The sequence below is a fragment of the Pseudomonas sp. TYF_14 genome, from assembly GCF_043105275.1.
In the GTDB taxonomy this organism is placed as follows: Bacteria; Pseudomonadota; Gammaproteobacteria; order Pseudomonadales; family Pseudomonadaceae; genus Aquipseudomonas; species Aquipseudomonas alloputida.
Window position 1 is genome coordinate 188,072 of sequence record NZ_JBICLK010000086.1, and the last position, 21,622, is coordinate 209,693.

The window sequence follows — 21,622 nt, forward strand, 5'->3', positions numbered from 1 at the left end:
ACCAACTATGGAAGCAGAAGCCTTCAAGGCATTTGTCGAAGAGCAGATCAACCGAGCGGCACAGAAGATAATCGATCACGGCCACCGCTATGACGAGCACTCCCATGGCAAACTCAGCTACCTGCTAAGCCTGCGCCGTGTCATCAATTGCGAGGCAACGGCCGAGGACATGGGCCGGCATGACGCCATCAACGATGTCCTTCAAGCGTTAGGCATCATCCCTGAAGGCAGAACCGGCTTTAGCTATATCAACTGAGCGATGCGGTTGTTTCGCGAACCGGGTCTTTCCGGTTCGCGGCGTATGCTTAGCCTTTTGATCGGTCGATCGAGAACCCTGCCCAGTCCTGGCTCACCGGCATCAGTTCCAAGCTGTTGATGTTGATGTGCGCCGGCTGGTTGAGGATCCAGAAGATGGTCTCGGCAATATCCTGTGGCTGGATCGGCTCCGCACCCGCGTAGGTAGCATCGTACTTGGCCTGGTCACCCCCGAAGCGCACCAGCGAGAACTCGCTCTCGCACAGGCCCGGCTCGATGTTGCTCACACGCACGCCGGTACCGCGCAGGTCGCAACGCAGGCTCAGCGAGAACTGGCCGACGAAGGCCTTGGTGCCGCCATACACGTTGCTGCCCGGGTACGGATAGTTGCCCGCCACCGACCCGACGTTCAGGATCGACGCGCCGCGGCCATGGGCGATGAGCCGTGGCAGCAGCAGGCGAGTGGTGTACATCAGGCCCTTGATGTTGGTGTCGACCATGGTTTCCCAGTCGTCCAGGCTGCAGTTCTGCGCAGCATCCACACCCAGCGCCAAGCCGGCGTTGTTGACCAGACCGCGAATCTTTTCAAAGCCGGCCGGCAGATTGGCAATAGCCTGCTCCATTGCCTTGCGGTCACGCACGTCCAGCACCAGGCCATGCACTTCGGTCTTGGCCGACAGTTCAGCGCACAGGGCATCCAGGCGCTCTTTGCGGCGCCCAGTGAGTACCAGCTTCCAGCCGGCTTCTGCGAAGCGGCGGGCGGTGGCCTCGCCGAAACCGGAAGTCGCGCCAGTGATGAATACGGTGGACGTCATGCTGTGTTCCTCACGGTAGGTTGTCATGGCAGCTTTGCAGCATGCCCGCGCACGGCGCAGGCAGCAAGCCGCTCAGGGGCTGTTCATTTTTTGTTCATACTCGCGAAACCCTTGCAGCAGAGGGCTCGCCGCCAGGTATGCGCATGTTATCCACAAGGCTTTCCCCACGGATTGGGGGCAACTTGTCCACTGTACGGAACCCTTTCAGCGGATTGTGGTCTGTGGATATCTTGTCGGTGATGGCGCAAGGCTTTCAAACATGCCGCCTGCAGCGGTCTGTCCAAGGTTTTTACACAGAGTTATCCACAGGATTGGCACTGCACTTGAAGCACACGCAGAGATGTTGAAAGCTTGGGAAAATCATCCACAACGGGGATATGAACAAAAAATGATCAAATCGCTACAGGGCTTGATACTCAAGGCCTTGAGCGATATGCCACCATGTTTTCCACAGGCGGCTCCACACTATCCGTGGAAAAGAGTTGGCCTGTGGAAACAATGGCTTGCGAAGGAATATGGGTGTGTTTCGGGAGAAGGGAACGACAAGTTTTCCACATTGAGAAGGGGGCTGCACTGCAGCCCCTTAACACAACTCAGTGCCCGCCCAGATAAGCGTTACGCACTTCCTCATTGACCAACAGTTCCTGCCCGGTCCCGGTCATGCGAATCTGCCCGTTGACCATCACATAGGCCCGGTCCGACAGTTTCAGCGCATGGTTGGCGTTCTGCTCCACCAGGAAGATAGTCATCCCGGTCTTGGCCAGTTCTCGCAGGGTCGAGAAAATCTGCTTGACCACGATCGGTGCCAGACCCAGCGAGGGCTCGTCCAGCAACAGCAATTTCGGCCGGCTCATCAGCGCCCGGGCAATCGCCAGCATTTGCTGCTCGCCACCCGACATGGTCATGGCCCGCTGGTTACGCCGCTCCTTCAACCGCGGGAACAGCTCGTACATACGCTGCATGTCTTCGTCGGCATGCTTGTCGCCGATGGGGATGGTACCCATCATCAGGTTTTCCTCGACGGTCATGTCGGGAAACACCCGGCGCCCCTCCGGCGACTGGGCAATGCCGTTGGAGGCGATGTAGTGCGAGGATTTGCGGGTGATGTCGGTGCCGCGGTACACGATATGCCCGGATGCCGCCCGCGGCTGGCCGAAAATCGACATCAGCAGGGTCGACTTGCCGGCACCGTTGGCGCCGATCAGGCTTACCGTCTCGCCCTCGTTGATGTGCATCGAGACTTTCTTCAGTGCCTGGATCGGCCCATAGAACACGTCCAAGTCTTTCAGCTCGAGAATGGGTGCACTCATACCAGTTCCTCTTCGTCTGCACCCAGGTAGGCGGCAATAACCGTCGGGTTGTGGCGGATGTCCTGCGGCGCACCTTCGGCAATCACGTTGCCGTGGTCCAGCACCACGATATGGTCGGAGATGCTCATGACCATGCCCATGTCGTGCTCGATCAACACCACAGTGATGTCGTGCTCGTCACGCAGCACACGGATCATGCGGCTGAGTGCCTCGGTTTCCTGCGGGTTAAGGCCTGCCGCCGGTTCGTCCAGGCAGATGATCTTCGGCCGCGTGCACATGGCCCGGGCGATTTCCAGACGCCGCTGCTGGCCGTACGACAGCTCGCCGGCCAGGCGGTTGGCGCAATCGACCAGGTCCACTACTTCCAGCCAGTAGAAGGCGTGGTCCAGCGCATCGCTTTCGGCCTTGCGGTAGGCCTTGGTGTTGAGCACCCCGGCCAGCAAGTTGCGGTTGACCCACATGTGCTGGGCCACCAGCAGGTTCTCCACCACCGACATTTCCTTGAACAGGCGAATGTTCTGGAAGGTGCGCGCCAGGCCGGCGCGGTTGACCAGGTGGGTACCACCGAACATCTTGTAGTACATACGGTTGGCAAAGCGCGCAGGCGACACGAAGTCGGCCGCCTGGAAGCGCTCGCCGAGCAGCTGGATGACGTTGGTGTGGCTGCCGCGCACGTTCAGTTCGATACGTCCGCCACTGGCCTTGTAAAAGCCGGTCAGGCAGTTGAATACCGTGGTCTTGCCGGCGCCGTTGGGGCCGATCAGGGCAAATATCTGGTTGCGCCGGACCTTCAGGCTGACGTCGCTGAGCGCCTTGATGCCACCGAACTGCATCATCAGGTTGTCGACCGAGAGAATGATATCGTCGCTCATGGCGCCACTCCTTTACGTGGGGTCACACCGGTACGGCTGATACGGATCAGCCCACGCGGTCGCCAGATCATCATCAGCACCATCAGCACGCCGAACAGCAGCACCCGGTACTCGGAGAAGCTGCGCAGCAGTTCCGGCGCCACGGTCAGCACGAACGCCGCGATGACCACACCCACGGTCGAGCCCATGCCACCCAGCACGACGATGGCGAGGATCAGCGCCGACTCGAAAAATGTGAACGACGACGGGTTGACGAAGCCCTGGTAGGTGGCGAAGAACACCCCGGCCAGACCGGCAGTCGAGGCGCCCAGGGTAAAGGCCGACAGCTTGACCAGCACGTGGTTCAGGCCCATCGAACGGCAGGCAATCTCGTCTTCGCGCAGCGCTTCCCAGGCCCGGCCGACCGGCATGCGAGTCAGGCGATGCTTGATGTACAGCACTGCCAGCACGACCATGAACAGCACCGCGTAGATGAACACGAACTTGAGGCTGGCGTTGTACTCGAAGCCGAAGAACTCGTGGATCGGCACCCCGCCATCCTTGGCCCGGCGGCCGAACTCAAGGCCGAAGAAGGTGGGTGAAGGTGCCGGCATGCCGTTGGGGCCACCGGTGAACGATAGCCAGTTGTTCAGCACCAGGCGAATAATCTCGCCAAAGCCCAGCGTCACGATCGCCAGGTAGTCACCGTGCATGCGCAACACCGGGAAGCCGAGGATGCACCCCGCCAGCGCCGCAGCGATGGCCGCCAGCGGCAGCACGCTCCAGAAGCCCAGCCCCAGGTACTGGTAACCCAGCGCCAGGCCGTAGGCACCGATGGCATAGAACGCCACGTAACCCAGGTCGAGCAGGCCGGCCAGGCCGACCACGATGTTCAGGCCAAGGCCCAGCAATACGTAGATCAGGCCGAGGATGACCACGGTCAGCAGGTACTTGTTGGCGAAGATCGGGAAAACGATGGCAATCACGATCAGCGCGGGGATGATGTAACGCAGGCGCGACTTGTAGTCCGGTGCGGTCACATGCACGCCCGAGCCACCGCTGTCGAAGCCCAGGAGCATGCGCTGCCCGGGGGCAGTCTGCAGGAACAGGCTGAGCAGGAAGCGCCCCACCATCACACCGCCGACCAGCCAGGCCACGCGGCGCGGCTCGGCATTGAAGGTGTAGCCGTCGAGCACCACACCAACGACCGGACCAAACACGATAAGTGCCAGCAGGCCAGCGACAATGGTCTCCAGCAGGCTGCGTTTAAGGTCGAAACCCTTGGTTTCGCTAATAGAGGCAGTTTTGGCAACGGACATGTTCACACCTTAGCCACGAGCGGGCGACCCAGCAGGCCTTGTGGGCGGAAGATAAGGATCATCACCAGCAGCGAGAAGCTGAACACATCCTTGTAGTCGGAGTTGATCAGGCCTGAGAACAGCGACTCGGAAATTCCCAGGATGATCCCGCCGAGCATGGCACCCGGCAGCGAGCCGATACCCCCGAGCACTGCGGCAGTGAACGCCTTGATACCGATGATGAAGCCGGCGTAGAAGTCGAAGGTGCCGTAGTTCATGGTGATGAGCACGCCGGCCAGGGCGGCCATCACTGCACCGATGACGAACACGTAGGAGATTACCCGGTCGGTGTTGATACCCAGGATCGAGGCCATCTTGCGGTCTTGCTGGGTAGCACGGCACATGCGGCCGAGCTTGGTGTACTTGATCACGTAGGTCAGCAGGCCCATGCCGACAAAGGCCGCCACCAGGATGAAGATCTTGGTATAAGTCAGTTGCACGAAGCCGGACCCGACTTCGACACGCATGGCGCCTTCCAGCAGGGTTGGCACGCCTTGCTGGCGGGCGCCCTGGCTGATCTGTGCGTAGTTCTGCAGGATCAGCGAAATGCCGATGGCACTGATCAGCGGTGCCAGGCGGGTGGAGTTACGCAGCGGTTTGTAGGCGATGCGCTCGATGGTGAAACCATAAACGCCGGTGACGACGATGGTGAACAACAAGGTGCCCAGCATCAGCAGGGGGAACGATTCGACACCGAAGTAAGCCAGCAATGCCAGGCTGATCGCCGCGAGGTAAGCGGAGATCATGTACACCTCGCCGTGCGCGAAGTTGATCATGCCGATAATGCCATAGACCATTGTGTAGCCGATGGCGATCAGGCCATAGACCGACCCGAGGGTCAGGCCGTTGACCAGTTGCTGCAGGAAAATACCATCCATAACGCAATCTCACCTGATTGAGATTGCACGAGCGCCGACCACGGCGCGGGCCACCTGTGCGGGGCCCTCGCAGCGCAGAACTGTGCAGATCTACGAATAAAGACAGGTACCGCGGGGCTTGGGCCCGAGCAACCGCCCGGGCCGCGGGCCGTTGTTATTTTTGTTTTTCCAGCTGGTGGTATTTACCGGTCTTGTCCCACTGGTAGACCACGTAGTCGGAGACGGTCAGGTCGCCCTTGCTGTCCCACTTCTTCTCACCCATGACGGTCTGCACCGGGTTGGCCTTGAGCCACTTGGCAGCGTCCTCGCCCTTGTTCGACTTCGCGCCATTGAACGCGGCAGCCAGAGCCTGCAGCGAAGCGTAGGCGTACAGGGTGTAGCCCTCAGGTTCGGTGCCGGCCTTGCGGAACTCCTCCACCACCGCCTTGCTGTCTGGCAGCAGGCGCGGGTCGGCACCGAAGGTCATGTACACGCCGTCAACGTATTGCGCGCCGCCGGCGGTAGACACCAGTTCGTCGGTGACGATGCCATCATCGGACATGAACTTGACGTCCTTCAGGCCTTGCTCGCGCAGCTGGCGTACCAGCGGGCCGGCTTCCGGGTGCAGGCCGCCGAAGTAGACCACGTCGGCACCGGTAGAGCGGATCTTGGTGACCACCGCGCTGAAGTCTTTCTCGCCACGGGTCAGGCCTTCGTACAGCACAGGCTTCACGCCGCGTTTTTCCAGCTGCGCCTTGGTCGCGTCAGCCAGGCCCTGGCCGTAGGTGTCCTTGTCGTGCAACACCGCAACCTTCTTGCCCTTGAGCACGTCGACGATGTAGTCGCCAGCGACGATACCCTGCTGGTCGTCACGGCCGCACATGCGGAACATGGCACTCAGGCCGCGCTCAGTGACCTGTGGGTTGGTGGAGCCTGGGGTGATGGCGATCACGCCCGCCTCGTCATATACCTCGGAGGCCGGGATCGTGTTGGAAGAGCAGAAGTGGCCCACCACGCCAATCACCTTGTCCTGATCGACCAGGCGGTTGGCCACGGCCACGGCTTGCTTCGGTTCACAGGCGTCATCGCCTTTGACCAGGACGATTTTCTCGCCATTCACGCCACCAGCGGCGTTGATCTTGTCAGCCGCTGCCTGCGCACCTTTCATGTACTGCTCGCCAAACGCTGCGTTTGCCCCAGTCATGGGGCCCGCTACACCGATCTTGACGTCGGCCTGAACATACGAAGAAACACCCAGTGCCGTAGCTACGGCCAGAGCCAGGAAACCTTTCTTGTAAAACGTCTGCGACATGAGGTGGTGCTCCTAGAGTTTTTTTGGTTGGCACTACAACTTCTCAGCCCGGTACTCAGAGCAAGGGCCGTGCCATCGGTTTTGTCTTCCGGGAAAACACACTGTGAAGGGTGCCGGTAGGCGACGGGCGGCCTTTTCTTTATTGAGCGTGCAACCGTCTGCCACGCGGCAGGCGCCACCACACGTACAGACAAGGAGCAACCTTCGAGTGCCATCATTGCAACCCTGGCAAGTGTTTACGTGCAACCGCCCTGTAACAGCGGACGTCACCGAACTGCACACCGCTGGTGCGCGACTGCTACAGGCGGCACCGTTTCAAGGCTAGCTGGTGCACGGAAAAACACCTCTGTTTTGGCTGTTTCGGCCTCTTCACGGGCACGCCAGCTCCCACATTAGGAGCAAGTCCCCGCACCGTGCAGGAGCGGGCTTGCCCGCGAAGAGGCCGGAACAGCCACACAAGGTGGAAAAGGCTGGCACAATGTCCGCCAATCGCCGCTTCCGGAGCCCCCTTGATGAGCGAAAGCGCATTCGCCGAGCGCATCGTGCACAACCTGCTCGACACCGACTTCTACAAACTCACCATGATGCAGGGTGTGCTGCACAACTACCCGGACGCCGACGTCGAATGGGAATTCCGCTGCCGCAACGGTGAGGACCTGCGCCCCTACCTCGGCGAAATTCGCAATCAGCTCGAACGGCTTGCCGACCTCACCCTGGACGATGGCCAGCTGGCCTTCCTCGAACGCATCAGCTTCCTCAAGCCCGACTTTTTACGCTTTCTGCGCCTGTTCCGCTTCAACCTGCGTTACGTGCACGTCGGCATCGAAAATGATCAGCTGTTTCTGCGCCTGAAAGGTCCGTGGCTGCATGTGATCCTGTTCGAAGTGCCGCTGCTGGCCATCATCAGCGAAGTACGCAACCGCAATCTGCACCCGCACATGCGCCTGGCCGAGGCGCGGGATCAGTTGTACCGCAAGTTTGACTGGCTGCGTGCACATGCCAGCGACGACGAGCTGGCCGAACTGCAGGTGGCCGACTTCGGCACCCGCCGGCGCTTTTCCAGCCGCGTGCAGGAGGAAGTGGTAAGGGTGCTGCGCGACGACTTCCCCGGCCGTTTTGTCGGCACCAGCAACGTCGACCTGGCATGGAAACTGGATATCAAGCCGCTGGGCACCATGGCCCACGAGTGGATCATGGCCCACCAGCAGCTCGGCCCACGGCTGATCGACAGCCAGATCGCTGCGCTGGACTGCTGGGTACGCGAGTACCGCGGCCTGCTCGGCATCGCCCTGACCGACTGCATCACCATGGATGCCTTCCTCGGCGATTTCGACCTGTACTTCGCCAAGCTGTTCGACGGCCTGCGCCATGATTCGGGCGAGCCGGTAGCCTGGGCGGAAAAGGCCATTGCCCATTACCAGAAACTGGGTATCGACCCGATGACCAAGACCCTGGTGTTTTCCGACGGCCTCAACCTGACCCGCTCGCTGGAAATTTTCCGCGCCCTGCGCGGCCGCATCAACGTCAGCTTTGGCATCGGAACCAACCTGACCTGCGACATCCCTGGTGTGGCACCCATGAGCATCGTGCTTAAAATGACCGACTGCAACGGCGCGCCGGTGGCCAAGATTTCTGACGAAGCCGCCAAGACCCAGTGCCGCGACGAGAACTTCGTCGCCTACATGCGTCACGTATTCAAAGTCCCCAGCAAGGAGTAACCCATGCAAGCGGTTCAGCAAGAGATTGCCCAGGCGCTGAAGGTACAGCCGCCGTTCGCCGACGCGGCAGCGCTCGAGGCCGAAGTCGCCCGGCGGGTGGCGTTCATCAAGGACTGCCTGGCCAATGCTCGACTCAAGACCTTGGTGCTGGGCATCAGCGGTGGCGTCGACTCACTGACTGCCGCCCTGCTCGCCCAGCGCGCCATCAACGAGCTGCGCGCCGAGACCGGCGACAAGGCCTACACCTTCATTGCCGTGCGCCTGCCGTACCAGGTACAGCATGACGAGCATGACGCCCAGGCATGCCTGGAAGTTATCAAGGCAGATGAAGTTCACACGGTGGATATCGCCCCGGCAGTGCGTGCATTGGCAGCTGAAGTGGCGGCGTTGAAGAACGGCTCGCCGACGTTGGTGGACTTCGTGGTGGGCAACGTCAAGGCACGCACCCGGATGGTCGCCCAGTACACCATCGCTGGCGCCCGCGCAGGTCTGGTGATCGGTACCGACCACGCGGCCGAGGCAGTAATTTCTACCCCCCTACACTGAACTGCACAATCCGATAGCCCTTAGCCTAACCCCCTCCAGAATCTGAGCCATGAGCCATACTTCCCACCGACCTTCCTGAGTCGGTGTGTAGGGCCTCAGAATATGAAAGTGATTGCGGTGCGAGACAGAGAGCTCGACCTAAGCAACTCCATCCTTGCCAATGGCAAACACAGAGAAGAGTTCCTAGCTCAGCCAGAAGGCAGCAAGCCATCCGTGAAGGTAACTGGGTGCGGGCTAATTGATGACGATGAACAGCTTCTTCCTCTGGTGTCCTCCTACCTATGCCGGAACTACCGGAACGTCTCAAAGGCAGACAAAACCGTTCTGTCCTATGCCAGGCGTATTTCGTACCTGCTTCAAGACCAGAAGACCAAACCCGAGTACGAGAACACCCGCCGAGACGATCTCCTGCTGAGTATCGGGTTAGGTAGCCTAGAGGTGTACCTGGGTCAACTGGATGCTGCGGGCTTAGCTCCCAAAACAGTTCAAGGCCGAGATGCCGCCTATAACCATTTCTTCAGCAAACATCTGTGCATCAGCCTGAATGGCAAGCCTCCGATCCGGAGTGACGACCCTTACGAGCACGGGCCGATTCGGACAGGCAAGGCAAACATCAAAGCCATCGTCCAGCCATGCAGCATGCTTGAGCTTGAACAGATGATCCTGCATACGAAATCAGAACGTGAGAGGTGCATGCTGCAGCTGATTTACGACGCGGGCATTCGAGAGTCTGAGGTTCCACGCATAACGCTTCAGCACATTCTCGATGCGCTTGATTACCAGAAGCTCCAGTACGTTTCTAATGAATGCAACATCCCGGTGAATGCGGACTACAGCCCCTTGCATGTCCAGGGCAGCAAGGGCAAAAAAAATGAAATAGTCCCACGGATAACGCTCGTCAGCAGGACGACACTGGAACGCATCGAGAACTACCACAGGACACCGCTGTACCGTCGCTACAGCCAGCGCATCAGAGACCCGAACGATACGCCTGCGTTCTTCAACTCACATGGAAAGCCTTACACCACCAAGAGCGTTGAAAAGCTGTTTGAGCGCCTTTCCAAGCGGGCGAGAAAGTCACGCAAGATCAAGCGAAAGATCTCAGCACACAAGTTCCGACATGGTTCTGCATACCTTCTGCTCACAAGTCCTGATCTTGGAGAGGATTATTTCGAGCGTTTGGGAATGCTTTCGGTAGGGCATGGCCACTCGTATACCACCACGACTGAGGGTTACGCGCAGATCCCTCATGACATCTACCAAAAACTCTGCACGCCGGACTCTCTCATCAAAACCAAGTGCGGAGAGATGCACGTCCTACGCGAGAGGACGACCATTCGCATCAAGACCGGAGATAAAAAATGATGCGCCTCGTAAGCCGTCAATCTAGCCACAACCTAGGCTAACGGCACCGTAGGATAAATCCGCTGGGCAGTTGATTACCCGCCTCCTCCCCTCGCGACGCTCGACGAAAATGTCTTGAACGTCAGCTCTTTAGCGTCAATGGGTATGCTGCAAACATACCCGTATACCACTGATTTAAATGACTTTTTTACGAATCTGGCTTGACGTAAAGCCCTCTCTGGACTTCCATTTTTTCAGCCCACGGGAAGTGATAGCTCCCAGGCCTCTCCCATCCGCGTTATCCAGAAGGATGCTCAAGATGAAAACGACCAAGCCGACCTCTACTTCCGATCAGCCAGTTGATGATCAGGCCCGTCTTGAAGCAGTAGCTCAAATTTTCGACTTCCAGGCAGACCACTATGAGCGACTCATTGAGGTTTCCAAGCGATTCGGTCACATGCACCAGACGACCACTGATGCTTATGTGAATCGACATTACGTCAGCCAGATAGCAGCCTCCCGCTTCTCAGTGGACGGTAGCCCCTTCCTGCCCTGCCTCAGATGCAAAAATTTTGGCGAATTGCTTGTGACACATTCCGTCACCTCTGCCCCGAAAAAGGCCTGAGAGGACAAGTGCTTAGCGTTAAGGGTATGCCAGCAGCATACTCTTAACTCGTTGATTCATAAGGTTTTTGTACATTTTTCCGGCTTGACCAACGCTTCACCATGGTGTTCAGTCTGTTTACCAGTCGGCGTTCACCTGGATCGGGAGCAAGCCTAGAATGAGCACTACTCATCAGCCGCCTGAGGATCAGGCAGACGGTCAATCTCGCAGCGAATCTGAGGCTTCCGGCCAAGCAAGGCGTCCCAAGCGGAAAAAGTCCGAAGTCACTGAGGCAATCGAGGCTTGGGCCACCCAGATCATGAGCAGTCGTCAATCCCTCTTGAACGTACAGCTCTCGCAGAGAGGAAAGCTGAGCCCCGCCTATACGTATCTCGAGACGGAGCTGGAGACAAGCGGCACCACCTTCAACACGAGAGTAGAAATCCTCGACTCAATCATCCAACGGATGATCGAGGAGCAGATCGTGATACCCGACCAACCCTCAATCGCAAATGAGTGGCGCCGGAAGCTTCTTTGCTGGTACGAAAGCCTGACGGAAGAAGAGAAGCAAAGCATCCCGGTCTTCGGCAATACCATCTCTTCTAAGGCGAGCCTGTTCCAGGTCGAGGGGATGGCAAACCTGAAGTGGGCCCGCTCCAAGTTCGTTATTGTTGAACAGACTTTTCAAGACATTCTCACTGACCTCACGCGGCTTGGCGTCATCAAGGCAGACTACAAAAACTGCAAGGAACGAGAGGTCGAAGCCGAGCTTAAAAAACAACAGGCCGCGCCAAAGGACTCCCTTACCAAGGCGCTCTCTGAGCTCAGGCTCATCGGACTTTCAAAGTACGAAGACCTGGTAGAAGACCCCAACAGGCCATTCGGCAAGCTTCTGCACATGTTTGCTGCCGCATCGCTGAAATCGAAATCCGCATCCGGCCAGCAGAACTACAGTGATGGTTTTCGACTGATGACCCTTCATCTGAGTGAGGTTGGCTTCACGGGAAATGAGGATCCTCGGGAGTACGTTACAGCCCACTACCTGACGCGTTTCAGGAAGTACCTCACCGACCAAATGGAGGCCAACATCCTCACGTCGCTCTACTCAAAGGGTGTCTTGTCGGCAGTCCGCTCGATGCTCAAGCGAGCAGTGAAGATTCGTGGAATGGGGCTCACATCATTTATTGATGTGGAAGGATTCAACACTGCCCGAGAGACGGATGAATATCGCCCATACCCGAAATTCGCACGAACGGCGATCCAGCAAGCCTGTGACATGGAGCGGCAGCAGACTAACGAGCTAGCAAAGGACTATGTACCCTTCCATGGTGGCAGTGATCCGTTGGGTGAAGATGGATACCTTGTGAAAGGTATGGCCACCTTAGAAAACGCTCGCTGGATATTTGAGAACAAGCTCAGCGGCAGGATGATTAGTCAGTGGTCAGCTGACCCTGATGACAAATATGAGCAGGCCTTTGTGCGGCTGCTGAATATCGGCGGGCTCGGACTCGCTGAGACGTATGCCAGCTGGGGTGTTATTTACCATGTTACCTCGAGGATGCTGGCGCCATACATCACACGCCTCGCGCAAGTGACGGGGTTGAACGCCGACTCTCTCAAAAGCTTGGATATCGATGATTTCGTCGAGCGCCACGAGGTTACCCATCGCCCATACCTGCGGTACTGGAAAGTCCGCTCAGGCGGGGGGAAGGTTCTTCATCTCGACATGATGCACGCGGATTGGACATGGTACTCGCGGGCACAAAGCATTGAGATCAAGAAGATCTTCCAGGAGGTCATCTACCTGACCCGCCACATTCGCGAGCGCGCTGAAGGGGCAATCAAAGAGAGGCTGTTCATCTACGAGTCGCAGAAGGGATCCGAGTTTCGGAAGGTGAAGTCTTTCGAGGATTCAACTGTCATCAATAACGTAATGAACCAGTTGGCCAGGGATCACGACCTCAAAACTGAGGACGGGCAGCCGCTGAATATCTCGGCTTCCCGGCTGCGCCCGAGCCTCGTGGCTGACCTCGTTGAACTAGGCCTGTCAGTCAGGGAAATCCAGGTGATTCTCGGCCACAAATCGATTTATGCCACACAGACGTATCTCGACAAGCTCGAGTTCAACAAGACGGCTCGCGAAGTCAACACCAAAGCGCTGACCCAAATTCACAAAGGGACGATCATTCGGGAAAGCCAGCCGGCCAAGCCGATGCCCCCAGCTGCAAACTCGTCACCGATCATCATCAGGACGGGCCTGGTCAGTTGCAAGGATGCGCTTAACCCTCCTGACGAAATCAAAAGGCTGCCGAGCTATAAAAAGGGCAGTAAGTGCTCTCTGCTGAACAAGTGCCTGTCCTGTAGCAACTCCATCATCACAGTGTCGAATCTTCCCGACCTCTTCGCCATGCAATGGGACTACATCTCGATTATGTCCTCAAGCAACGTGGCCGAAACGCCCTATGGCGCCGTCATCCGCGAGAACCTTGAGGTGCTGGAAAGTATCCTCTCGCCTAGTGATAGCGGTTTCACAGCGGCGCAACTGGAGGAGGCTCGTCGACTCGCAGAGCACATCATCACTAGCCCTCTGATTGAGACGGTGTCCCTGTGATTCTCGGGTTCGATAGCCTTATCTACAAGATCAAATCGGTGCGAGACCGGTTCTTGGGCTACTTGGGCAACGAGCTCATTGCGGTTACCTCCCATTCCAATGATGGCGTAAACGCACTGGAATTGCTCGCAGCACTGATGAACCTCCCAGCCAGCAAGTTGAGCCTCGTAAAGGATATGCTCTGGGATTACAACGATGAGCCCTACGCAATTCCGAGGGGCATCCAGGGCTCTAAATCGCGAATTGATTTCGGGGTCTATGAGAGCCTTAGCAGCACTATCCTGTTCGAGCTGAAGATGGCCATGCTGTGCATGCTCGAGATTCCAGGGGCTCTTCACTACAGTCGAAAACCTAAAAGCTATAAACCTCACTATGTCTTGGACATCTTCAAGTCTGTGATCCCATTTATCAATCAGATGTGTGCCCGCAAGCGAGCTGAACATGGGGATCACTTCTTTGAAAAATCGCACTTCAGCCTGTCAGACTTTACCGAACGGGACTACCAGGTAGGTGCTGAAAACTTTGATCGAGCTTTCAGGGAGCCGACCGTTCAAGCCTTCCGGATATTACGGTCTCACTTCCTGGTCGAGAATCTATTCGCCAAACCTTTGGCCTATGTCGAATTAGAGGCTTTGAAGTGGAAGCACAACAGCTTCATCAACAAGAAAAAACGCACCAAAAAGAAATGGTTCAGTAATCATATTTTTGAAAAGTGCTCCCGTGAGGGCTCGTTCGCGGTTGTCGACTTTCTTAGAGCTCTGAAGGAAGACATCTGCGATCAGCACACGCTGAGCCGACTCGACTTGGTTGAGTACCAGAAGGCTAGGAGCGCCAAGATCACACGTAGAAATTACGACATCTACGTTGCTTACCGTATGACCTCAAGGGGTTACACAGGTCTCGAGATCAAGCCATTCCTGTACAAGCTCGAGCCTGAGTATTGGTCGCCCCAGAACCTTGGAATGCTCAAGGACAAGGAAGCCCTGTGCAAGCTGACACGGGCCCCCATGGACAATGCGCTGTATGAGTACCTCACCCATATCAACAATAGCGCGTGCTACATCGTTGCCCAGTACACCGGGATGAGGCCATCAGAGCTAGCCAGTTGCCTGATTGATAGCTGCCTGACAGTCGATGAGTTTGGGCACGACCTCATCATCAGCGGAGTTATCAAGCATCAGGAAATCCTCAGGAAGCTGTTCGATGATAAGTGGGTTGCGATCCCAATCGTCAAGGATGCAGTTCAAGCGCTGCGGATCTTGAACCGATTCAAGCAGCACCCCTACCTGTTCTCCAACATGAATACCGTGCCGCCAGGCATGCAGCATGAGGCCAATTCGTTAAGCGGGTCAGGATTAACCCATCAGCTCTGTACGTTCTTGGAGAATACCGTAACCTTCGAAGAGCTCGAAAACCTGGATGTATCGCCTTACACACTGAGGCATTCATTGTCCAACCAGATGTTTAGGGCTGCTGTGGGACTGCCCTTCATTTCGTATCAGCTTAAGCACTTTGGCCATCATGCCAGTACCATCGGCCAAGACATGCGTCACAAACGGGTCGGCACCGTCACCATTGATTACGGTGGCATCGGTGAGGCCCTAAGCTCAGGTGGTGGCTCAGATGCTCCCGGTCGAAGGGATGCCGAGAAGGAGTTCATCATGAATTCCTTAAACCCCGACGGTGGTTATGCTGGCGAGAACGCCGCCGCACACCGTGCTCGTCTCAAAAAATACTTCAGGGGGTATCTTGAGGCCGGCTATTCGAACGACGACATTTTCGAGCGAATGGTTGAGTTGGGTTTCGCGGTCATCAACGTCGGTCAAGGCTATTGCTACGGTAACGCAACGGATCTGGATGACCCTTCCATCCCCTGCATTGGCTCACTGCGGTGTAACCCTAACCGGTGCGAGAACGCGGTAGTGACCGAGGCCAATGCGCCTAAGTGGCAAGAAATCTATGTCGAAAACACCATAGCGCTCAGGCGGTATGAAACGAATCCTGCTGCGGCCTTTGCAGAACTGAGAGATCTGGATGACGTTGCTTTATCCATCAAGCAAATGAAGCTCGTGATTGCCGAGGCCAAAGGCGTGCTCACGCAACTCGGTATTGAGGTATCTGTGTGAGTACAGCCGCGTATGACGCCAAGAATGAGGAGAACTTCGAGGCTGTCACGTTGGCGCTTGATGCTGCGCTGAAGAAAATGGAAAAAGACTCTTCAATCTCGGCCAACGCAACCCAGCTGGCCAAGCTAGCTGGAGTGCATCGGAACACCATCTACCATCGCGTCTGGCCGCTTGAGCGTCTGCAAGAAATCAAGGCCAAACGGGCTCAGCAAAAAAAAGATGAGGCAGCCACAAAAGCACTGACGCGCACACCTGCGGAGCTGCTGGAGCTCAGCAGGCTGGAGATCGTCTATTGGTTCACCCAAGTTCAAGATGCTCGAGCTGGCAATACCCAAGTGCTCGACAGCCTCAGGGAAACAGAGAAGGCTCGCGATATGTACATGGCGGATCATCAGGAAGCCCTGAAGGTCATCAACCAAATGCGAGTCAACATCCGCAAACTCGAGCACACGATTGTGGTGCTTCAGGATGAAATTCAACAGCTGCAGGGCCGCTTGGATGCTGAGACTGGAGCTGGAGGGTGAATGATGTCGCTGAATAGGGAAAGTGCGGAGTTTGAGAAAGACCGTGCGGACGAGCTGGAGGCGGTAGAGGAAGCGATTGACGCGATGAGTGATGCACCTGACCTGGACTCACTCTGGGAACAGCAGCGTTTAATCCGAAATCGTCTTCTTAACGCTTGGTCGACGCTTATTGATGATGAGGAGCATGACGACTGGATGGATAGGTTGAATGCAGCCACTCGCTGGCGGGAGCGTGAATTGTGATAGGACAATCTATGTACCGTCGCTCAAGGCGGGCTGCCGTAAATTTCGGCAAACGCCTGTGGAGCCTCACTACAGATGATGATCGCTCTGAACTTGAGAAAGCCAGAGAGCGGTCGTTCATCGACGCGGTGAACTCACTCAAGACGCTGAGAACAACACCTGGAGGTGGCATGGCCATCGACCCCGAGGAGATTCGTGATCAGGTGTTAGCGTCACGAGAGGAAATGAAGCAATTCGTCCACAAATCGCAAAACTTCCCCAAAAGGAGCGCCCCCATGAGTAAGCCGGCCAAGTACAGTGACGTCAGAGTGATTTTCGAGATTGATGGCTGCCAGGCGGATGCCTTCATGAGCCACGGAGAGGCTATGGCACTCGCCCAATTCTTTAAGCGATCCCACTGGAGCGAGTTCCGTGGGTGCACAGTAGATGATGACGAAGCCTATTCAATCCGAGCCGCTGTCGGAAAAGTGCAAAATGCCCTGGCACGTAGTGGTTATAACCCACGCTGATCGAGCGCTTGTTCGGCAAACTGGCTCTTGTTTGCCGGGCAGGTCGGGAAATTCACGACAGGCGTGAAGCGCAATGGTTGGAGCCTCTGCATGAGTCTGGCATGCTCCAGGTCTAGCTCTTCCTAGATACGATGACAGGTACTACCTTATGTCATCATTCTGCTGCGACGGTGGCTCCCGTGGACTTGCTAAACCCTCTCTACCCTACCGACAAGCTCCATCCGCATTTCAAAACGATCACCGATGGGCGTGAGGGCCGGCATTATCAGCGAGATGAGCTACTGCGCTGGCTCGAGGGGTTCCCCGACAGGGATAATAAGTTTGTGAGGGAGTTTCAGACGACCTTCAACTCGAGCTTCTGGGAAATCTACCTGCACGCGGCCTTTCGCGAGTATGGCTTCTCGTTTGACTGGACTCATCCTGCACCCGACTTTTTACTCACAGCGGGTAGCGTGAAATTCACCATCGAGGCTACCACTGCCAACCATGCCGCTGACGCAACGCCGGAATGGGGGTTGGGAATGACGCCAGAGTTTTACAAGAACGTCGACTTCAACGAGCTCAATCGGGTTGCCATCATTCGCTTGGCTAATGCCTTCATGAGCAAGTCGCAAAAATTCGATGACAAATACGCCCTCCATGACCATGTCAAAGGTCGTCCCTTCGTCCTCGCTATTGCCCCTTTTGAACAACCCGGTTTCCATCTGCAGGCCTTTCGACCAATTGAAGCTTTGCTGTTCGATTACTACGTGGATGAGGCCGAGTACCTAGCCAATCCTGAGCGCTTCCCAAACGGTCTAGAAGGCAAAACATTGGAGAGCGTTCAAAAAGACAATGGAGCAGAGATCGAGCTGGGTTTTTTCGACTGTCCGCGCTTCAGCCACATCAGCGCAGTGGTGTTCAGTCATCTGGGCACCTGGGGGAAAGTAGATGCGATGTGCGGTTGTCCGACTGCGGTCATTCGTTCGACCTGGTCATCTCCGAGCGGCTTGGAGCACGTTGTTTCCAAGGGCGATGAATGCACGGAAAAGATCACCGATGGGCTGAGGGTCTATCACAATCCGTATGCGTCATTTCCTCTCCCGATGGAGGTATTCCGCAAAGAGGGTGTGGCCCAAATTTGGGCTGATCCTATCGAACGCTCACTATTCAGTGAGGAAGCGGAAAACTGCTTGCAGTCCCGAACGGCCATGATGTTCTTTACCGGCAAAGATAAGGATTTCGAGCAGATGCTTGCGCCGTAGCCGCGCCAGCCCGCCGCGTCAAGATTTCTCCCTGAGATGCCGTGTAATGAATAGTGCTCAAAAAAAGCGCTTGGTTATCACTCGCCTGCGTGCCACAGACGCCCAACAGTGGTATCCGGCAACCCCGGCATCTTGCAGACCTCGGCCTGAGAAAGGCCGGCCTCCTTCAGCTCTCGTTTCGCTCTGAGCTTCTTAGCCGGAGCTGCCTGGCTCTCGCTCCCAGAGCCGCCACACAGTGCCCTTCGAGTACCCTAGAGCACGAGCCACCTCTGCCTGGGTGAGGCCGTCTTTTTTCAGCGCCTGTACTGCCTTCCACTTCTCTCTCGCAGCCGTCACTCGTGGATGCTCAATCTCGCGAGGTCGACGTTCCATTATCTCGCTGGCTCTCCCCAATGCCTCTGCTTCCACGATTGCATCGATCAGCACCTGGTGAGTCGTTTGCTGATTTTCAGCTGCAATGACCATGGCGAACAGGGTGGCTGGGCTGATGCCCAGCGAAATGGCAAGATCCCTCACGGTATCGATGGTGGCCGTGAAGCGAGCCGCTTCCAGTTCGCTGATCGTTTGTTGACGAAGAAGGCCGGAAATCTCCTGTTGAGACAGGCCTTGCTGCGTTCGGAGCGACTGGAGCACGGCGGCGAGAGAGTGGCGTAGCGGCATTTCTGCCTCCGCAAAAGGAGACGGTATGCCTCGTTTGCCTAGGCTCGCTCAAACAGATATATTGGTTTGAGTGAGTCGAACGGCGATCTGCCGCTACGTTCCCGTTCGCACATCACCTCGTCGTTTTGAATACCGAGGTAATTGGTGACTGATAGCTCCGTAGAGCACGAGCTGCTCCAGGAAGGGCACGTCTCTTCCGCAGGGACGTCGCTGTCCCAACCCGAAATTGAGGCATTGCTTGCCGAACGCTTTCCTCGCAGGCCGTATTGCTTGGTTGAGGACTGGCTCATCTTCCACGTTGACGAGCCACAGGAGTCGCTGGACAGAGTCAGGTCTCTAGGCCTGCAGCCGATGTTCCTGTACTCCCATTGCGTCAACTACGACAGCGAGGGCCGATTCCCACCAGGGGGTTGGGTGCGCTCGACGCTGTGCAAGACCTACGACAGCGTGTGCATGTTTGAAACGCGCAACACCGTGTACGTCCTGGTTGGCCCTGGTCGTGAGCAGACCGCCTCGCTGAAGACAATTTTCGGCTTATGTTGACCCGCAGGTTCCGCCTGGCGGGCTTGCCCTGATGAGATTCACGATGTTCCGCATTAGCACGCAAGACCAAGCTGGCCCAGTAGGCATGTTTGGAGACGGCTTGGCTCACTTTCATGCCGTCACACGATCTCTGGCCACTCACTGGTATCACGTCAGCCTCAAGCGCCGGCATGAGGATCGATTCGTTGCCTACGAGGAGATGCTCAACGATGAAATGCGCCTTGTGGAGTTACTGGTATCCCAAGATGAGAGCTTTGTTGTACAGGAAGTCCAAGCCGTCACCCCATCCTGGATGAACAAGGATGGTGGTTGGAGGATGGAGAAGCTCACTTCACTGTCGATGGGACACAACCAGGCTGGTGTGGCTGTTTGCGTACTGGAAGTAGAGGGTGGTGCTGTGTACGTCGATACGCATGAGCCTGGTCTCGGTGCCGACTCCCTGAACGACGTCAAAGAGCTGTACCGACGCGGTATGGCTCAGGCCGGTGCTGCAGCTCAGCCTAGGAGGGCGTAGGCATGGCAAAGGACAACACGGTGAAGGTGGATTACCTCGTGAAGCGCTACTCGGACTTCGACCTGTTGCGTATCGCTCGAGCTGTAGGCCAGGGGTACGAGGACGAGATCACGGCATTTCTGGTGAATGTCCACATTCATAGACTCAGTGCCGTTGGCGTCGTCTTCGGGCATGTGCGGCAAGGGCCTCATGGCCGATTCGCCGATGGGCACTTGATCCAAACCTCCGACATCGTGGCTATCAAGAAAGAAGGTAGGTTCTGGGTGATCACGACCATGAACTCCAAGTACGTAGTGGCTACCTTTCGCCGTGATGGTGGGCGCCGCAGCCTGAGGGATTTTTGCCGCCTGGTTGGAGACCGCTTCCCCAATACACAGCTGCACTGATTTAGATCGAGCCTGAGCACGCCGAGGTGTGCTCAAGGCCCCCCCTGCCTGTCATTCAGGAATTGAGCAAGGAGCTGCAAGTGTTTATAAAGTTTGAATATCTGAAGTTTTCGGGGTGCTTAGAAGACATACGGGTTTTTGAGAGCTTCTCAGATAATGTTCAGGTCATCATGAAAATCGATGATGTGCTCATACCCAATTTCCGAATGCCGACTCGTATCTACGAAGAGCTGGAGAATGGCGGTCAGTATGAGTTCTACGGCCTGGTTCAGAAGTCTAGAAACAAAGTGAAGAATAAAGGATTTGTATTTGCTGTGAAGGACGCGAGTGGAAGGGTTCTTGAGCAGCCTAGCTTAAAATACACCAGTCAGGTTGGTATTTGGGCCAACGGTGCGGTAGTAGCGGGTGTTGCGTTCCTGCTCTCTTGGGTTGCCTTGTTTTTTGCAATCGGTCTGTTCGATAGAAGTGGTGGATCTTACAATGCCTTTGCTCAATTTGTATCTGATCTGACTGGTTATTCTCTTACCATCGCTGGTTTGGTGTTTGCTGGTTTTGTTGGCATAGGCATCAACTTATTCCGTAAAGCAAATGCGTTTGAGACATGGCAGTCGATTTCTCCCGGCAAGCTCGTGGAGCGCTTCAGCAAACTGCATCGTTGAAGCCTGGACGAGCCTCCTTCGGAGGTGCGGCTGTCGTGAACTGAGCCCGGCCTTGCCGGTCTCGGCCCTCGCGGACTTTCATCCTCTCGCCTTTGCCCATCCCTGGCCTGCGCGTTCCGCTTGCGGTTTGATCGCATATCACATGGCCGGGCCTCTACCCCTACAGTGAACCTTGAGCACTATGAAGACGCCGCCTGAAGCTCTACCCGAGATCGACATAGAAGAGTTCCGTCAGCGCTATCCGCAGCTGTTTTCTGATCCTGGCGTCGATGTGATCTACTGCGGGCCTGGCTGGAAAAACCTCCTCCTCGCACTGTGCGATACGCTGCGGGATCACCTGGCTCGACATCCAGAGGTTGTCCCGGTGACCGTCGCGCAGATCAAATCAAAATTCGGAGAGCTGCACTTCTTCTACGATGGCGGGGATGCCTACTGCCGAGGCGCGGTAGATGTTGCCACCGAGTTATCGCTGAAGACTTGCTCCTACTGTGGCTCTCCTGGAAGGCAGGTGGGTACGACCTGGGTCAGCACGCTCTGCTCCGCACATAGCAGCAATGCCTCTCTTACTTCTGAGTAGAAGTCCGGGCTTACTATCGTTAAGGATGGTGGGCTTTGAGCGCGATAGCCCGTTGG

Annotated in this window: 22 protein-coding genes and 1 pseudogene; 16 read left to right on the top strand and 7 right to left on the bottom strand. The window is 56.6% G+C overall.

Annotation, left to right across the window (positions count from 1 at the left end):
- Nucleotides 1–7: 7 nt before the first annotated feature.
- Nucleotides 8–256 carry a hypothetical protein gene (locus ACF8O8_RS23600; RefSeq protein ID WP_010955465.1) on the top strand — a complete coding sequence of 83 codons (249 nt, stop codon included), beginning with the start codon at nucleotides 8–10 and terminating at the stop codon, nucleotides 254–256.
- Between the two features lie 49 nt (nucleotides 257–305).
- Here the strand turns inward: ACF8O8_RS23600 and ACF8O8_RS23605 are convergent, their stop codons facing one another.
- The 6 genes from ACF8O8_RS23605 to ACF8O8_RS23630 form a co-directional block, all read right to left on the bottom strand.
- Nucleotides 306–1,070, bottom strand: a complete 765-nt coding sequence (locus ACF8O8_RS23605) for an SDR family oxidoreductase (protein ID WP_003249597.1) — start codon at nucleotides 1,068–1,070, stop codon at nucleotides 306–308.
- Nucleotides 1,071–1,663: 593 nt separating this feature from the next.
- Nucleotides 1,664–2,380, bottom strand: coding sequence for an ABC transporter ATP-binding protein (locus ACF8O8_RS23610; protein ID WP_004576969.1), 717 nt, complete (start codon nucleotides 2,378–2,380; stop codon nucleotides 1,664–1,666).
- Nucleotides 2,377–3,252 (bottom strand): ATP-binding cassette domain-containing protein, encoded by an 876-nt coding sequence (locus ACF8O8_RS23615; RefSeq protein ID WP_010955466.1) that lies wholly within the window; start codon nucleotides 3,250–3,252, stop codon nucleotides 2,377–2,379. The genes ACF8O8_RS23610 and ACF8O8_RS23615 overlap by 4 nt, the downstream gene beginning before the upstream one ends.
- Nucleotides 3,249–4,550 (bottom strand): high-affinity branched-chain amino acid ABC transporter permease LivM, encoded by a 1,302-nt coding sequence (gene livM, locus ACF8O8_RS23620; protein WP_049586711.1) that lies wholly within the window; start codon nucleotides 4,548–4,550, stop codon nucleotides 3,249–3,251. The genes ACF8O8_RS23615 and livM overlap by 4 nt, the downstream gene beginning before the upstream one ends.
- Before the next feature lie 2 nt (nucleotides 4,551–4,552).
- Nucleotides 4,553–5,467: a branched-chain amino acid ABC transporter permease gene (locus ACF8O8_RS23625; RefSeq protein ID WP_003249590.1), complete on the bottom strand. Its 915-nt coding sequence runs from the start codon at nucleotides 5,465–5,467 to the stop codon at nucleotides 4,553–4,555.
- A 154-nt stretch (nucleotides 5,468–5,621) separates the two neighbouring features.
- Nucleotides 5,622–6,758, bottom strand: a complete 1,137-nt coding sequence (locus tag ACF8O8_RS23630) for a branched-chain amino acid ABC transporter substrate-binding protein (RefSeq protein WP_003249588.1) — start codon at nucleotides 6,756–6,758, stop codon at nucleotides 5,622–5,624.
- Nucleotides 6,759–7,270: 512 nt separating this feature from the next.
- On the opposite strand from ACF8O8_RS23630, the gene pncB reads away from it, so the two are divergent.
- The 10 genes and pseudogenes from pncB to ACF8O8_RS23680 all read left to right on the top strand — a co-directional run bounded on the left by pncB (nucleotide 7,271) and on the right by ACF8O8_RS23680 (nucleotide 18,227).
- Complete coding sequence (pncB, locus tag ACF8O8_RS23635; protein WP_392510575.1) at nucleotides 7,271–8,476, top strand: nicotinate phosphoribosyltransferase; 1,206 nt, start codon at nucleotides 7,271–7,273, stop codon at nucleotides 8,474–8,476.
- Between the two features lie 3 nt (nucleotides 8,477–8,479).
- Nucleotides 8,480–9,004, top strand: a pseudogene (gene nadE, locus ACF8O8_RS23640) (NAD(+) synthase); the annotation flags it as partial.
- A 120-nt stretch (nucleotides 9,005–9,124) separates the two neighbouring features.
- A complete protein-coding gene (locus tag ACF8O8_RS23645) occupies nucleotides 9,125–10,387 on the top strand; it encodes a tyrosine-type recombinase/integrase (protein ID WP_196169231.1) in 1,263 nt (420 codons plus the stop codon).
- A gap of 298 nt (nucleotides 10,388–10,685) precedes the next feature.
- Nucleotides 10,686–10,991, top strand: a complete 306-nt coding sequence (locus ACF8O8_RS23650) for a hypothetical protein (RefSeq protein ID WP_392510576.1) — start codon at nucleotides 10,686–10,688, stop codon at nucleotides 10,989–10,991.
- 157 nt (nucleotides 10,992–11,148) lie between these two features.
- Nucleotides 11,149–13,581 (top strand): tyrosine-type recombinase/integrase, encoded by a 2,433-nt coding sequence (locus tag ACF8O8_RS23655; protein ID WP_196169233.1) that lies wholly within the window; start codon nucleotides 11,149–11,151, stop codon nucleotides 13,579–13,581.
- Nucleotides 13,578–15,707 (top strand): site-specific integrase, encoded by a 2,130-nt coding sequence (locus ACF8O8_RS23660; protein WP_392510577.1) that lies wholly within the window; start codon nucleotides 13,578–13,580, stop codon nucleotides 15,705–15,707. Before ACF8O8_RS23655 ends, ACF8O8_RS23660 begins: the two co-directional genes overlap by 4 nt.
- Nucleotides 15,704–16,231 (top strand): hypothetical protein, encoded by a 528-nt coding sequence (locus ACF8O8_RS23665; protein ID WP_196169235.1) that lies wholly within the window; start codon nucleotides 15,704–15,706, stop codon nucleotides 16,229–16,231. The genes ACF8O8_RS23660 and ACF8O8_RS23665 overlap by 4 nt, the downstream gene beginning before the upstream one ends.
- A complete protein-coding gene (locus ACF8O8_RS23670; RefSeq protein ID WP_196169236.1) occupies nucleotides 16,232–16,474 on the top strand; it encodes a hypothetical protein in 243 nt (80 codons plus the stop codon).
- A gap of 11 nt (nucleotides 16,475–16,485) precedes the next feature.
- Complete coding sequence (locus tag ACF8O8_RS23675; protein ID WP_392510578.1) at nucleotides 16,486–16,983, top strand: hypothetical protein; 498 nt, start codon at nucleotides 16,486–16,488, stop codon at nucleotides 16,981–16,983.
- A 179-nt stretch (nucleotides 16,984–17,162) separates the two neighbouring features.
- Complete coding sequence (locus ACF8O8_RS23680) at nucleotides 17,163–18,227, top strand: hypothetical protein (RefSeq protein WP_392510579.1); 1,065 nt, start codon at nucleotides 17,163–17,165, stop codon at nucleotides 18,225–18,227.
- Between the two features lie 192 nt (nucleotides 18,228–18,419).
- On the opposite strand, the gene ACF8O8_RS23685 is transcribed toward ACF8O8_RS23680, so the two are convergent.
- Nucleotides 18,420–18,887, bottom strand: a complete 468-nt coding sequence (locus ACF8O8_RS23685; protein ID WP_196169238.1) for a helix-turn-helix domain-containing protein — start codon at nucleotides 18,885–18,887, stop codon at nucleotides 18,420–18,422.
- 144 nt (nucleotides 18,888–19,031) lie between these two features.
- On the opposite strand from ACF8O8_RS23685, the gene ACF8O8_RS23690 reads away from it, so the two are divergent.
- The 5 genes from ACF8O8_RS23690 to ACF8O8_RS23710 all read left to right on the top strand — a co-directional run bounded on the left by ACF8O8_RS23690 (nucleotide 19,032) and on the right by ACF8O8_RS23710 (nucleotide 21,566).
- A complete protein-coding gene (locus tag ACF8O8_RS23690; RefSeq protein ID WP_367237333.1) occupies nucleotides 19,032–19,430 on the top strand; it encodes a DUF6957 family protein in 399 nt (132 codons plus the stop codon).
- Nucleotides 19,431–19,473: 43 nt separating this feature from the next.
- Nucleotides 19,474–19,944: a hypothetical protein gene (locus ACF8O8_RS23695; RefSeq protein WP_392510580.1), complete on the top strand. Its 471-nt coding sequence runs from the start codon at nucleotides 19,474–19,476 to the stop codon at nucleotides 19,942–19,944.
- Between the two features lie 2 nt (nucleotides 19,945–19,946).
- Nucleotides 19,947–20,330, top strand: coding sequence for a hypothetical protein (locus ACF8O8_RS23700; RefSeq protein WP_196169241.1), 384 nt, complete (start codon nucleotides 19,947–19,949; stop codon nucleotides 20,328–20,330).
- 80 nt (nucleotides 20,331–20,410) lie between these two features.
- Nucleotides 20,411–20,989, top strand: coding sequence for a hypothetical protein (locus ACF8O8_RS23705; RefSeq protein WP_196169242.1), 579 nt, complete (start codon nucleotides 20,411–20,413; stop codon nucleotides 20,987–20,989).
- A 181-nt stretch (nucleotides 20,990–21,170) separates the two neighbouring features.
- Nucleotides 21,171–21,566, top strand: coding sequence for a hypothetical protein (locus tag ACF8O8_RS23710; RefSeq protein WP_196169243.1), 396 nt, complete (start codon nucleotides 21,171–21,173; stop codon nucleotides 21,564–21,566).
- Nucleotides 21,567–21,622: the final 56 nt, after the last annotated feature.